Raw genomic sequence first — 14543 nt, forward strand, 5'->3', positions numbered from 1 at the left:
GATAAGTTATTTTTTCTCGCTATTTATAAATTGTCATTATTGTATGATTAGGATATCTAACTATGTTCTGTTTTTGATTGAAATAAATTAACTTGTTTAAAAAAGATACCATGGATACAGAATTCTGGATGCGTGGGCCGGTAGAAAATATTCCGGCATTACTGCAACCTGTTGCACATACGTTGTTGCAGGCGAGGGCGGAGATCAACCGCCTCATGATGGGATTCCCTGAAGAGCAGCTTTGGGATAGGCCTTCTGGCGTTGCTTCTCCTGGCTTTCATCTGAAGCACCTGGCAGGTGTGTTAGACAGGCTTTTTACTTATGCAAAAGGTAATTTGCTCACGCCGGAGCAGATGGAGTATCTGAAATCGGAAGATCAGGAAAAAGGCACTTTAGAAGAATTGCTGGACCACTACAACGCACAAACGAATTTGGCGCTGGAACAGTTATCGTCCACCAATGAAAGTACCCTTACCGATTTTCGTGGTATTGGCCGTAAGCAGCTGCCATCAACGGTACAGGGACTGTTGTTCCATGCAGCAGAGCATACCATGCGGCACACTGGGCAGCTGTTGGTGACAGTACGTGTGCTGTGTCAGCCATAACCTTAGTGGTATATGTTTTTCTAACTGATTTTATTATTTTTCAGCCATGAGGGTATATATTTTATCTTTCCTGCTGATCGGTAACATGCTATCTGCATACGCACAGCAAACACAGAAGCCACCATTGCATGGTAAAAACTGGATGGCTGTTACTGGTAAGCCGCTGGCAGCTACTGCCGGGGCTATGATCTTTCAGAAAAACGGTAATGCCGTAGATGCTGCCTGCGCTATGCTGGCAGCTACCTGCACCATGTGGGATGTGCTTAGCTGGGGAGGTGAAACGCAAGCTTTGATATATAATCCTAAAACAAAAAAAGTAATCGCTATAAATGCGTTAGGTGTAGCGCCAACAGGAGCTACTGCCTCATTTTATAAATCCAAAGGCTATGATTTTCCCCCTGAATACGGGCCACTGGCAGCAGTGACACCAGGTACCGTAGGTGGGTTATGTTACATGCTCGCGGAATATGGCACCATGAGCCTCAAAGAAGTACTGGCGCCAGCTATGGAAATGGCTGCCGGTTATCCCATCGAAGCACAAACGGCCAACTCCATGGAACGTGGGAAAAAATATATTAAAGAATGGCCTTATAGTCGCGCGGTGTTCCTTACCCACGAAGGACAACAGCGAGAAGCACCAGAGGCCGGAGAGATATTTGTTCAGAAAGATCTGCTGAATACACTCACTAAAATGGTAGCAGCAGAAGCAGCGGCACTTAAAAATCATAAAAGCCGCAAAGATGCTATCATGGCTGCCTACGACAGATTCTACAAAGGAGATATCGCTAAAGAATTTGTACGCGGCTGCCAGGAGCAGGGCGGCCTCATTACCATGGAAGATCTTGCCCGCTGGAAGCCACAGGAAGAAGAACCACTGCGTGTTAATTATAAGGGCATAGAAGTCTATAAGCTGAAGGAATGGACGCAAGGACCTATGCTATTGCAAAGCCTCAACATCCTCGAAAATTTTGACCTTAAAGCAATGGGATATAACTCTCCTCAATATATCCATACACTGTATCAGACTATGAACCTGACTTTCGCTGATCGTGATTTTTATTATGGAGATCCTGCATTCAATAAAAATCCTGCGATACAAGGTTTGCTGAATAAGGAATACGCAAAAGCCAGAGCAAAAGAAATCAATCCAGACCATAACAATGCGGATGCTGGCCCTGGTGATCCGTATGCCTTTATGGGCAAGTCTAATCCATACCTGCATTTTCTGAAAGACAGGCAGGAAATGATGGACACTACCAACGGCAGAAAGCCTGGAGGCTTCGTTCCTAAACATGATGCTACTTATATGTTCAGGCCAGATACCAACCTATTTGCTATTAACGATATTGACAGCGCCTATATGGATCGTCTCTGGCGTGGCACCACCAGTGTGGAAGCTGCTGATAAAGACGGATGGGTAGTTTCTATAACACCCAGTGGCGGATGGTTGCCGGCATGTATCGCTGGGAAAACAGGCGTAGGTATGAGCCAGCGTGCGCAAAGTTTTGTACTGGATTCGGCTATTTGTCCATTTAATGTGATCGCTCCGGGGAAACGCCCACGCGTAACGCTCACGCCTAGTATGGCTTTGAAAGATGGTAAGCCTTTTCTATGTTTCGGTGTACAAGGTGGTGATACGCAAGATCAGAACCTCTTGCAGTTCTTCCTGAATATGGTCGAATTTGGAATGACTGTACAACAGGCTACTGAAGCTGCCAATATTAATACCAACCAGCTATGGTTATCATTGGGTGGCAGCACGGTGAAAGATAGGCAGCCCAGGCCTGGTAGCATATTACTCAGTAATCAGACAACGCCGGCAACGCGCACGAGGCTTGAACAGATGGGTTATCATCTGAGCTTTGGCGATCGAACCAGTGGTCCAATAAATGCTATATTCCTGGATACCAGACACGGTACCATCTGGGGAGGTAGTAGTAATAACGGAGAAGATTATGGAATAGGCTGGTAATACCAGCCTTTCTTTTTTTAAAGGAATTATCCTTCTAGCACAGAGAGTATATTTCCCGCAGGGTCCTTGAACCATGCAATGGAATGCCCCTTGCCTCGCATTACACCTTTTGCATCTGTTTGAATTTCTCCACTGTATTGCTCAAAAACGATCCCTTGTTTAATAAGCTCATCGACTGCTTTATCAATATCATCTACCTTAAAATTTAAGATAGTAAATGTGGCCGGCTGATGGTTGGGCTTTGGGTAGATCATAACGGTATGTCCGCCCGGTAATTTGAGTGTCAGCAGCGACATTGGCGCCGGCGACTCTTCAATCTGGATGCCTAATAAATCTTGGTAAAAAGCTTTGGCGCGGTCCAGGTCATCTACAGAAAAACTACTGAATACGGAAGTAAATACAAGCATGGTAATATTTTTTGGGTAATTCAAATCTAACGCAAAAATATCATAACTGTAGCGACTGGTGCCATTACCCTTCATCTAGTGGTAATAGTTAGAAAAAAGTGCTTTCATCTGCTTTCAGAACGTTAAAATTTCACCATGAGAAAGGCTGTAGAGTAAACCTTCTGCTGTAAACATTGTTCCAAATACAAAGCTCATTTGAGATGATTTCGCTGATATCATCTACCTAAAAATAAGCGATTGAATTTTTATGAAATATTTGGTTAAAGCAAATAAAACGCATTAAAAATGAATAAGCTAGAATTGATCTTTGACAACAAGCTGTTTCGTGCGGGCCCGGCTCTTCTGTTACAGAGGTGGCATAAACATCTCCAGCTTTCATTTGCAATCAAGCTGCTATTTCTTTTTAGTATCAGTGCTTTTGCTGTAAAAGCAGCGCTGGCGCAAGATGCTACTTATTATAATGGTGATCAGTCGTACGTTACCGTACAAACACAGCAGGCGCCTCCTGCTTTGCCTGATTACGTTCAACCGCCCTGTCCGGGTGATGGTTATCTCTGGACACCAGGGTATTGGGCCTGGGCTAGCAGCGGTTATTATTGGGTGCCCGGCGTTTGGGTATTACCGCCTTCCATAGGCCTTTTATGGACACCTGGTTATTGGGGTTTCTATGGTAGTTATTATGGTTGGCATCCAGGTTACTGGGGACCTAGAGTAGGTTATTATGGTGGTATCAACTATGGTTTTGGTTACTTCGGTACCGGCTTCTATGGCGGTCGTTGGGAAAGTGGACACTTTATGTATAACACCGCAGTATGGCACGTAGGTGGAGGTATTCATAACACTTATGTCAACAATGTCAACATCAGCAATAATACGCATAGAGCAAGCTTCAATGGCCCTAATGGTTCTAACTACAGACCTGGTAGGGAGGAAGAAAAAGCAATGCGTGTAGATGCGCGTACAGCACCTCGTCAGCAACAGGTACAGCATGAACAAAACTGGATGAACGATAGAGGACAGTTTCACAATGGTGGACAAGGTCCGGCCGTTCATAGTCAGAGCATGCCTGGTGGCGAACGATTTGATGCCGGTGGTCGGTCTATGGGATTCGGCCATGGTGGCGGTGGCGGCCACGGAGGTGGTGGTCATGGTGGTGGCAGAAGAGGATAATAAATGATTGTTAGATAAAGGCCCGGTCGCTACTGCAGCCGGGCCTTACTATTTGTTTGGGTCGCTAATTTATTATCTTTGATATTACCATATCACCAATCAAAAATTAACTGAATGAAACTAAAACTGGCCTTTTCTTTACTGGTGGCGATATTTGTTAGCTATGGCGCTATTGCACAATCGACGCAAACAGTTAAACCGCTCCGCGAAGGAAAACATAACTTCACCTTACAATGGGTAAGCTGGGATAATCCCGGAAAAGTAACCATCACCAAAAATGCGGATGGTACCTATAATATCAAAGGAGATCAATATAGTGCCGACAAACATGATTTTGTAACCATCGATGGCGTGATAAAAGTGGAAACACCGCAGGAGCTGTTGTTTACTGGCACTATCCTCACACGCTACAGTGGCGTGAATGATGGCAAGGTATGTGATAAAAAAGGTACCTATCATTTCCTGGCTAAAGGAGCCAGAAAATATTGGCGACTACAGGAGATGGATAACTGCGAAGGAAATAATGTAGTCGATTATGTAGATATCTACTTTTAATTTTTATAAAGACATCGCTAAAAGACGATGTCTTTTTTATACAATAAATAATTCGATGGAACAATCGCTTCAACATAAAGTAGCACTGGTGACAGGTTCGTCCAGGGGGCTAGGCAAGGATATCGCTATTCATCTGGCAAATGCCGGCGCCACGGTCATCATCAACTTTCACAAAAATGAAGAACAGGCAACAGCCGTTGTGCAGCATATTGTTGCCAATGGAGGTAAAGCATTCGCATTTCAGGCAAATGTAGCAGAAGAAGCAGCTGTCATTTCCTTGTTTGAAAATATTCGTGAAGCGGCTGGCGATGTAGATATCCTGGTAAATAATGCAGGCATCAACCCAAGCAGATCATTGTCTGAAGTTAGCCTGTCTGATTTTCAACAGGCCTTGAATGTTAACCTGACATCTGCGTTTCTGACCACGCAGCAGGCGATTCCTTCCATGATAGCAAAGCAATACGGACGGATCATTAATATTTCTTCTGTAGCAGCGCAGACAGGTGGTGTTATCGGGCCTCACTATGCTGCATCCAAAGCAGGACTAATTGGACTAACGCATTCCTATGCTTCCTTGCTCGCGCGTTATGGTGGAATAACCGCTAACGCGATCGCGCCTGCATTGATTGAAACAGATATGATTAAAGATAATCCCAACATTAAGCCAACACTAATTCCTATCGGAAGATTTGGTCAACCCGAAGAAGTGACATCAGTCGTATTGATGCTAGCCACCAATGGTTATATCAATGGCCAGACGATAAACGTGAATGGTGGCTGGTATATGAGCTGAGATATTTTCAGCAGATAATACGATTATTATTTCAAACTCTAAACGTGAGATTCCTACTAGACTTCTTTTCAGCAATTCAGCTTGATCTTTCCTGCTTGGAGAACTTCCTCTCCAGGCATTTCGGTTCCGGTAAATTTCGTGTTATCTCTGATTTTTTTGATTTTATTATATCTGGAGAAGCACCTGATATGGATACAATATATATTGGTGTAGACATAGAAGAACAGGAGTTTAAGTATTGTTACAGGGTCTTTAGCTATTGTAAAGATGAAACAACACTAATACAGCAAATTGCACTATTAAAACTATTGGCAAAGGAGAATAATATTAGGTTACTTGCTACTGATGATGAGGTTTTTTCCTGCAGTTGGGTTCTAATAGAACCTGATGGACAAACCTCCACCGTAGCGGTACCAGCTGCTGCTAATTTAACAATTACTGGTTTTTATAATTTTCCTTTTGGGGCTTTTGTTACCCAAAAAAGACTTTCAACAATGGATATTCAAAAGTTGAAAGTATTGATGACGCCAATTTATCCGGAAATAGATATTTGGTTGGGAGCAGAAGGTATTAAGATAAGTGAATTTGACAATTTCAAATTGGAAGATAGTCGATTGAAAGCATTCGATTTTCACGGTGTAATTACTCCCATTGGAAAGAATCCCTGGTATAATAAAGTGGAAAAATCCAGATTATTTACCATGGTGATGAAGGAGTTTCAGGTATATCTTCAGCAAGAGATTTGCATCTTTCCGAGTATATTTCGGGAGCTGAAAAGTATTCGGGGTGGAACAGATTCTGAAGAGCATTGTATTTTACTAAACAAAGGGATAGAAGATAAAATTATCTATAAGAAAGCAAGGATGTCCTGGTGAAAATTATCAGCACGAAAAAACGCCTGTAAGCATTGCTTACAGACGTTTTTATTTTACAAATCCTATCTGCCAATAATTCCTTACTTCATACCTGAACCAGGTGCATTTATTTTCAGCCTGGATGAATTGATCAGATCTATTTCAGATTCTATGCCGTCAGGAGAGAAGCTGGCAGGCAATTGGGAAGGAGGATATTCCTTGAACGTTTCCAGGAATTCAATTGCATGGAAGCTACCCTGACCAACCAGAAAGTCATTATCTACCAGCCAGGCGTAATACTTATCAGAGGCTTGATCTGCACGTTCCATCGGGTCCATACGGAGGTTGAACAGCTTTGGTACGCGATAGGTGATGAATGGATCTTTCCATACGTTAAAACCATAAGGGGCTGATTGTTCACGGAAAACTGTCTTCCAGTCGCCATATCGTATAGCCACCAGTTGCGCATCATCATTGAAATAGATGAATTCTTTCCGGAAGCTCTTATTTGTTTTTCCTGTTAAGAAGTCCAGCTGATTGTAGCCGTCCAGATGTACTTTGTAGGATTTACCGTTAACACCGGCGCCTTTCAGCAAGTTTTGCTTGATGTCAGTGTTGCCGGCCGCAGCGAGCAAAGTAGGGAACCAATCCAGGCCGGAAAAGATTTCATTAGTCATGCCGGGTTTGATATGTCCGGGCCAGCGAATAAATGCAGGCACTCTGTATGCGCCTTCCCAGTTGGTGTTCTTTTCACTGCGGAAAGGCGTGGTGGCTGCATCTGGCCAGCTAAACTGGTTAGGGCCATTGTCGGTAGTGAAGATGACGATGGTATTTTCTGTGATGCCAAGATCATCTAATAACTTCATCAACTTACCTACGTTATCATCCAGCTCGAGCATGCCATCTGCGTAATAGTTGCCTGGCATGCCGGCACGGCCCAGCATAGACGGCCTTACATGCGTCTTGAAGTGCATGCGCGTAAAATTCATCCAGGAGAAGAATGGTTTGCCGGCTGCCACCTGTTTCTTGATCCAATCCATGCAAGCGCCGGTAGTTTCGTCATCAACAGTTTCCATTCGTTTGATAGTAAGTGGGCCAGTATCCTCAATTTTGCCGCCCGCAACGCTATGGATTACACCTCTTGGCGTATTGGCTTTGGTGAAAGCCGGATCATCTTTAGGCCAGGTAGGATGCTCTGGTTCTTCCTCTGCATTGAGGTGATAGAGGTTTCCATAGAATTCATCAAAGCCATGGCGGGTAGGAAGGTATTCATCTTTATCTCCAAGATGGTTTTTCCCAAACTGCCCACACATATAGCCAAGTGGCTTCAATGCCTGGGCAATGGTGATGTCTCTTTCTTGCAGACCTACCGGAGCGCCCGGAATCCCTACTTTCGATAAGCCGGTACGCTTGGCGCATTGACCAGTGATAAAAGTGGCGCGGCCGGCAGTGCAACTGTTTTCTGCATAATAGTCTGTAAACATCAAACCTTCATGCGCCAGTTTATCCAGGTTAGGGGTTGTATAACCCATGACCCCAAAGGAATAGGCGCTAATATTTGTTTGTCCGATATCATCTCCGAATATCACCAGGATATTGGGTTTTTTCTGTGCAGTACAAATACTGGCAATGGCAGTAATCATAAGGACAGTTATAGCTAATTTTTTTATCACAAAGCGTTTCATCGTTTAGATTTTTGTGTCATAAAATGGTGGATAAGCTGAAAGAGTAAGTATATTATGGCGGGTGACCACATCCATAGCCAGGAACAGCTATGGTAGTATACAGGAGTGATTTGCCATACTGATAGTATGACCTGGTGGAGCAAACTTTCCCGTAAATGCGGTTGCTTATATCAATGAAGCAATTATTAGCATACAACATAAAAGTCCGGATTAACTGTGAACACCGGGATTTGGGTTTCGGGATGACTGCTGTTTTGCTAAATTTTGTTGCTTAGGAGGGACTGTTATTAGTTTAACAGGTAATCCTGTCAAAAGTTCATTGCATGAAATTTGAAAGCCTGTGAGCATGGCTTACAGGCTTTTAATAATATTATATTACTAACGTAGATGGCTATTTTTTGCGGTATTGATAAAAAATCCCTGTATCAAAGATGGTCCAGCGGCAGGCCTTTTGCCCACAGCTTTTTAATCCACTATTGGCCCAGGTATTACAGGTATGGAAGATGTTATAGCTGCCGTTTGCTTCATAAAAAGCGTCATCGTTTCCATAGTTTGCATGCGTGTCAATCTTTATGGGAAGGCCGTTGGTGCCGGTTTTAAAGCTCGCATTGATGTAGTTTATCAGCCTTGTATATTGTGATTTGCTGATCATAATCTTACGGCAATCGTCACCTTCGTATAGGCGTCGATAGTAAGTGGTATGTATGGCGGAAGTGCTTAAACTGAACGCTGCCTTAAATGCCGTACTGGTTTTCAGATCAGCCCAGGTGGGGGTGTTCAGGTAAAAACCTTTATCGCCCCAGCCAAAAGCCAGCAGCTGCGCGCTGCTATCGTTAGCGATAGTATTACTGAATGGGATCCGTGTACTCCAGTCTATTTGCGCAGTGCGTACAGGCACTACAAGATCGGTATGTACGCCATTGGTGAGTATGTAAATGGTAATATCCGCATCAGCAACTTCCTCTTTAGGAGTGCTCATACGCGAAAGCACAAACGCAGACGACAGGTACAATCCAATTAACAACAGAAACGAAAGGAGTATATAGGCAATTATTTTCAGTACTTTTTTCAATGGAAATCTTTTGTAAGATGGGCAAAGTAATAAAACTCAAACTATTATTTGCATTTATTTGTTGATAAATGCAAATAATAGTTTGAGTTTATATTATATATAAATCAATTATTGAAAATAATTTATGTTGATTATCTCCTGTTTTCTGTTTTTATATTTAACAATTTTGTCTAACAAAAATGTTTATTTGCTAGATTTGAATATTAATATATAAATCTGGTGAGTTTAATTATAAAGTCATTGCATTATGTTCATCCGGATAATGAAGACTTGTTTCAGGACCTGAGCTTTATTTTGAATGATGGGGAGAAAGCGGCCTTGATAGGCCTAAATGGTGCAGGGAAATCAACTTTACTACGCATCATCGCAGGGAAAATTGAACCGACAGCAGGAAGTATTACGCATACTGAACAACCCTGGTATGTGCCACAGCATTTGGGTGAGTATGACACCTGGACTGTTGCGAAGGCCTTGGGGGTGGATATGCAACTGGAGGCATTACAGGCGATCTTGAATGGAGACACGGATATACGGCACTTTACAGCGCTGAATGATGATTGGGATATTGCGCATAAAGTACAACAAGTGCTTCAAAAATGGGGGCTGGGGCATATCCGCGAAAATCGATTGTTAGGTACGCTAAGCGGTGGTCAGAAAACAAAAGTTTTCCTCGCAGCCATGGACCTGAATAGTCCTCAGCTGATCCTGCTGGACGAGCCCTCCAATCACCTGGACCTCCATACCAGAACTAAACTCTATCACCTGATACAGCAAAGTAAATCCACCATGCTAATCGTTAGTCATGACAGAACACTATTGAATCTCATGAACAAAACGTTTGAGCTAAATGACCACGGAATAGAAGTATTCGGGGGGAACTTTGATTTTTATCAGCAGAAAAAACTGGAAAAAGTAACCGCTTTACGGGCACGGCTAAACGAACAATCCAAAGCATTAAAAGCTTCCGAGAAGAAAGCCGCAGACATGACTAGCCATAGGGCGCAGCAAGAGTCCAGGTCCGCAGGTATGAGTAGTTCCATCCCCCGCATTATTGCAGGAGGGCTGAAAAATAAAGCAGAGCGCAGTACAGCAAGGATGTTGAATGCACATGAAGAAAAAATAGCAGGTTTGCAGATGAATATTGAAGCCACCAAAGCTCAAATTGAGGAATATGAAATGCTTAAATTGGAAATCAAATCGCCAGCGCCCAGCCCTGAAAGAGTGCTGATAGACATGGCAGGCATTAATTTTAAATACGGAGATGACTTTCTGTGGAATAATCTTAGCTTTCAAATTAAATCCGGTGACCGCGTGCAGATTCAGGGAGAGAATGGAAGTGGGAAAACGACTTTGCTAAAGATTATCACGGGAGAGTTGCAGCCGAAAGAAGGTAGTTATCATCATGCTGATTTCTCCTATTTCTACCTCGATCAGAACTATTCGATGATTGATCCGATGTTGAATATCTATGAACAAGTTCAGGCCTATAATAAGCGAGGCTTAGATGAGCAGGAATTACGGGAGTTATTAGTATATGCGCAGTTTAATCCGGATACCTTTGACAAAAAGTCTGCAGGACTAAGTGGGGGAGAGCGAATGAAATTATCTTTGAGTTGCCTGTTGGTAAGTAATGTGTCGCCGGATATACTAATCCTCGATGAGCCGACAAATAACCTGGACGTGAAAAGCCTGGAAGTGCTGACATTGGCAGTAAAGAAATTTGAAGGTACTTTGATTGTAATTTCGCATGATGATTATTTTATCAACGAAATAGGGATTGACTATAAAATAAGTATAACTTAAAAGTATGCCACTCAAAAATACAGGTGCAGAGCAACATATAAAAGAGACCGCAAAACGACTGCTTTTTGCAGAAGGAAAGTTACACGCCACAACCCAGGAAATAGCCGATGCTGCTGGGGTTAACAGAACGGCGCTGCATTATTATTTCCGCTCAAGAGATCAGTTAATCGCAGATATATTCCAGGATGCTATGCAGGATTTGAGCCAACGTTTGAACGAATGCATGCTATCCGATAAACCATTTAAAGCCAGGACTGAAAACATTATTAAAGTGTTCCTGAAGCATATGATAGCTTTTCCGTATCAAGAGACCTTTCTTATAACGGAGATCAATACACTTGGTCATAAACTGATCAATAATATTCAGTCTGCTCCTGTAAAATCCTATTTACAAGATGCTGCCAGCGAAATGGAAAAGGGTAATATTGAGCAGATGAATCCTGCTCACTTCCTGATGAACTTATTTTCCTTGTTGTCTTATCCTTTGATCATGGCGCCACTTTATAAAAAGCTGTTTCACTTGTCTGGTAAGGATTTTCAAAAGTTGATAGAAGAACGGGAAAAGATAATTATGAGCATGTTGTTTAAGAAATAATACTTTTTCAAAATTTTCGTTGAGCCATGCCTAATAAGATTGTATTAACAAAATTAATATCGCAATCTATAAAGTGATTTTTCACGTACCTGATTATAGCGCGGAGACGAATTTTCGTGTAGTGCTAAAAGGTAGCACCAATACTCTTTGAGCTACCTCGTTTACTGAAATAAAAACATTAGGAAATAATGCGCTTTATTGAAGAAACAGCCAGGGATATCATACAGCTATTCAACCTAAACCCTAAGGTTATATTAAATTGGAGATTCAAAAACAGAATTCCGAATAGATATTTATATTATAATTTCCCTAAAAACATCACCACTGCTACTGATTCTGCCCAACTCAAACGGCTATGCGAAATTTTATCGTCTGGGGTGATAGATGTTGCCGCATTTTGCAGGTACGCTACCTTTGATGAACAACGTCTGGTAAATTATCTATCAGGGAAAGTTGCCTTTTATCTGGAAGATCTTTCAAGTTTAAAAAATGCGATGATTTCCATACGTAAAGATGTGTCGGTGGTGTTGGAGATACTGGAGGATAGCGACTTGCAGGCATCGCATCAGCAAAAAATATATGATCTTTTAAGTCGCGAAGAAATTGTCTGGCCTAATAATTTCAGCGGCAATGAAACTGTCGTCAGATCAAAAAAAAGTAGGGAGAATAGTATTCCTGATAAAGAAAGAGAGGAAATCAAATGTTATCTGCAGGATTTTCTCAGTCAGACTTCATTTGAATGAATTTTTTAAGACGTAAATATTGATTTTTTACCTAATTGATGGCGTAATTCATGTCGAGCGTACAAGGGTAGTCCTTGTATGACACCCAAACCTGATAATAGAAATTATTTTCGATAAAATCCCATCCCTGCGTTTTCCAGATGGGTGAATAAACCTGAAAGTTGACAACAAATTGGGTGGGCTGATTAAAACCATTTTTGGATCTTAACATATTGCAAACCATATCTGCAAACGGGCGTAATACATTGAGGCTATAAGTAGAATCAGAAGGGTTGGAAGCCCCTTCAATGCGTATCAGGTGTAAGGTATCTCCAGTTTGTGAGACATTTATCGCAATTTTTTCCTGCGTTGTATATCCTCTGATGTTCGCCATTATTTCCTCACTAAAAAAATTCTTGTTAATCTTTGATATGGATACCTGTGTGAGGTCTTTGGTACATCCCATTATCAAGCACGATATGATTAATACAATGATGAGCTTCATATTTAAGAGGGATTTTCAAAAAGATGCAATGGGCGCATGTTATTAAGTTGATCTGAAATGATGAATAATACCTGTATATGATTTTTGATGACCCTTATCTGTTCAACGGTTGTAGGTGTTTGTAAAAGCTTCCCAGCGGCAAGGCCTTAAAAAATTAATGGATACAATTCTATTTTATTCTGATGAATAAGGGTGTTAAGCATTAGTTAAGCAACGATACTATGGATTTTGGCTCTTCTACCAATTATCATGATGCATCTTTTGTGCAGTGGATAATTGATAACAATGAAATGATGTTATACTAAAATAAGAAATTTATTGGGGAATAAGTATGTTATGATGAAAAATATAGCCGGAGGGTATTGGCAGGTTTTATTAATTAGTCGAAAAGCAAACGAAGGATTTTAGCAGTACGAATTTCTAACCGGCGGATTAACGAACATACCACTGGGAATCAATCTATTCGAAATATTCCTTGGTTTGCATATTATCTTCGATTTATTGGATTTTATATGGTGTAAATGATCTTGCAGGGGGATCTAGATACTTGCGCATCATGCGCTGTTAAAGGTATTTAATCCTCATACAGTAGATTGTAGACAGAAATATTTTTAGCCTGTCTTAACTTTTCAGAAGACAGGATAAAAATTAGGTGAAGTTATCTATTCAATGGTGACTGCAATGAACGGGACAGGTGTGAATATAATGCACAGGCAAGAACCATCATTCGTTAGCTCCATGATAATTTATTTATTATTTTGTAGGATAAATTGCTGTTGTGCATCAATCAGCACCTGCTGTTGACTTACTTTTTCCTCCAGCTTTTCTACCTGTTTGTTTACTTTAATAAGTAATAATGTGAGCTCTTCGATTTTTTCCATCTGTCGTTTCTGCATGTCGCCTATGTCCAGCCCGTCTTTCTCTAAGGTAGTCGCCGATGGAATACCGGGTAGATGTCCATTGTTAGCAATGAATTTTTCTAGTCCTTCAAAAGTGGGAAGTTTGTAATCATTGGCGAATACGTAATCTGCCCAACCGGAAGAAGTGACCTTTACCTTTCTGGTAATAATATCACCATTCAATTGTAGGCGCATGGTATTAGGTATATCCGGATTCTTTTGCATCGCCATGTAAGGAACAGGAACGCTGCCAACACTGAAATATAATGCTGAAGGACTGCAGTAGATACGACCATACTCGGTTTCATTAGAAGACATGAAAACAACATCGCCTGGATCATCATTTTTTAAATATAAATTGGCTCCCTGATTGATATAAATGTGAGAATTGGCAAAATTTCCACGGGCTGTTATTTTATCCAGTGTTTCAGCGTCGGGGTTAAAATTTCCGGAATGCCATATCTTTCTCCATTGTTGATATTGACTACTTACGCGATAGCGGAAGTATAAGTTGTCCAGGTCGGAGTGCAGGTTCAGTAATTGAAAACCATAATTAACATCATACTTGAAGTTTGCCAGGACGCCAGCAATGCTAGGGCTTGGGCCATTTACGGGATTGTAAACTGACAGAACAGAAGATTGTTGAGATTGGGTTTCGCCATAAATAGCCGACAAGTCATTGCCTGCACTCGCACCTGTGATTACATTTAACTGGGCATATGACTTACCTGAAAAGGCCGTAAAAAAAATTATGGCCAGGACTCTTTTTTTCATGATATAGGTCTTAATGTTTATAGTTTGTATTCAGTTTAATTGGGATCCAACGTCTCAATATGGATTGGGTTTGGGGTAAGTTACTTACTTTCTCAACGTACTCATATGCGGATTGTTACCGTCAGTTATAAT

Annotated in this window: 14 protein-coding genes; 9 read left to right on the plus strand and 5 right to left on the minus strand. The window is 41.6% G+C overall.

The window, feature by feature from the left end; genetic code table 11:
* The first annotated feature begins 110 nt into the window (after positions 1–110).
* Together ACE38W_RS05750 and ACE38W_RS05755 are read left to right on the plus strand one after the other, a co-directional pair.
* Entirely contained in the window at positions 111–605 is a 495-nt protein-coding gene (locus tag ACE38W_RS05750) for a DinB family protein (RefSeq protein ID WP_375829404.1), read from the plus strand.
* Between the two features lie 46 nt (positions 606–651).
* Positions 652–2577 carry a gamma-glutamyltransferase family protein gene (locus tag ACE38W_RS05755; protein ID WP_375829405.1) on the plus strand — a complete coding sequence of 642 codons (1926 nt, stop codon included), beginning with the start codon at positions 652–654 and terminating at the stop codon, positions 2575–2577.
* Positions 2578–2603: 26 nt separating this feature from the next.
* Here the strand turns inward: ACE38W_RS05755 and ACE38W_RS05760 are convergent, their stop codons facing one another.
* Complete coding sequence (locus ACE38W_RS05760) at positions 2604–2984, minus strand: VOC family protein (protein ID WP_375829407.1); 381 nt, start codon at positions 2982–2984, stop codon at positions 2604–2606.
* A gap of 285 nt (positions 2985–3269) precedes the next feature.
* Between ACE38W_RS05760 and ACE38W_RS05765 the strand changes: the two genes are divergently transcribed.
* The 4 genes from ACE38W_RS05765 (at position 3270) to ACE38W_RS05780 (ending at position 6377) form a co-directional block, all read left to right on the plus strand.
* Positions 3270–4154, plus strand: coding sequence for a YXWGXW repeat-containing protein (locus tag ACE38W_RS05765; protein WP_375829409.1), 885 nt, complete (start codon positions 3270–3272; stop codon positions 4152–4154).
* Positions 4155–4268: 114 nt separating this feature from the next.
* The gene (locus tag ACE38W_RS05770; protein ID WP_375829411.1) at positions 4269–4709 is read left to right on the plus strand and encodes a hypothetical protein; all 441 of its coding nucleotides are present in this window, start codon (positions 4269–4271) and stop codon (positions 4707–4709) included.
* Between the two features lie 55 nt (positions 4710–4764).
* Positions 4765–5502, plus strand: coding sequence for a 3-oxoacyl-ACP reductase family protein (locus ACE38W_RS05775; RefSeq protein ID WP_375829412.1), 738 nt, complete (start codon positions 4765–4767; stop codon positions 5500–5502).
* 44 nt (positions 5503–5546) lie between these two features.
* The gene (locus ACE38W_RS05780; protein ID WP_375829413.1) at positions 5547–6377 is read left to right on the plus strand and encodes a hypothetical protein; all 831 of its coding nucleotides are present in this window, start codon (positions 5547–5549) and stop codon (positions 6375–6377) included.
* Positions 6378–6457: 80 nt separating this feature from the next.
* Here ACE38W_RS05780 and ACE38W_RS05785 read toward each other — a convergent pair whose 3' ends face one another.
* Complete coding sequence (locus ACE38W_RS05785) at positions 6458–7999, minus strand: arylsulfatase (protein WP_375829414.1); 1542 nt, start codon at positions 7997–7999, stop codon at positions 6458–6460.
* Positions 8000–8432: 433 nt separating this feature from the next.
* Complete coding sequence (locus tag ACE38W_RS05790) at positions 8433–9113, minus strand: TIGR02117 family protein (RefSeq protein ID WP_375829416.1); 681 nt, start codon at positions 9111–9113, stop codon at positions 8433–8435.
* 219 nt (positions 9114–9332) lie between these two features.
* Between ACE38W_RS05790 and ACE38W_RS05795 the strand changes: the two genes are divergently transcribed.
* From ACE38W_RS05795 to ACE38W_RS05805, 3 genes are all read left to right on the plus strand, one after another.
* Positions 9333–10916, plus strand: a complete 1584-nt coding sequence (locus ACE38W_RS05795; protein ID WP_375829417.1) for an ABC-F family ATP-binding cassette domain-containing protein — start codon at positions 9333–9335, stop codon at positions 10914–10916.
* Between the two features lie 4 nt (positions 10917–10920).
* Positions 10921–11511 (plus strand): TetR/AcrR family transcriptional regulator, encoded by a 591-nt coding sequence (locus tag ACE38W_RS05800; RefSeq protein WP_375829419.1) that lies wholly within the window; start codon positions 10921–10923, stop codon positions 11509–11511.
* Positions 11512–11699: 188 nt separating this feature from the next.
* Positions 11700–12254 carry a hypothetical protein gene (locus ACE38W_RS05805; protein WP_375829420.1) on the plus strand — a complete coding sequence of 185 codons (555 nt, stop codon included), beginning with the start codon at positions 11700–11702 and terminating at the stop codon, positions 12252–12254.
* 31 nt (positions 12255–12285) lie between these two features.
* Here ACE38W_RS05805 and ACE38W_RS05810 read toward each other — a convergent pair whose 3' ends face one another.
* Both ACE38W_RS05810 and ACE38W_RS05815 read right to left on the minus strand, forming a co-directional pair.
* Positions 12286–12627, minus strand: a complete 342-nt coding sequence (locus ACE38W_RS05810) for a hypothetical protein (protein ID WP_375829421.1) — start codon at positions 12625–12627, stop codon at positions 12286–12288.
* Positions 12628–13484: 857 nt separating this feature from the next.
* Entirely contained in the window at positions 13485–14411 is a 927-nt protein-coding gene (locus ACE38W_RS05815) for a hypothetical protein (RefSeq protein ID WP_375829422.1), read from the minus strand.
* Between the last annotated feature and the right edge of the window lie 132 nt (positions 14412–14543).

It is taken from the genome of Chitinophaga sp. Hz27 (assembly GCF_042263525.1).
Classification (GTDB): domain Bacteria; phylum Bacteroidota; class Bacteroidia; order Chitinophagales; family Chitinophagaceae; genus Chitinophaga.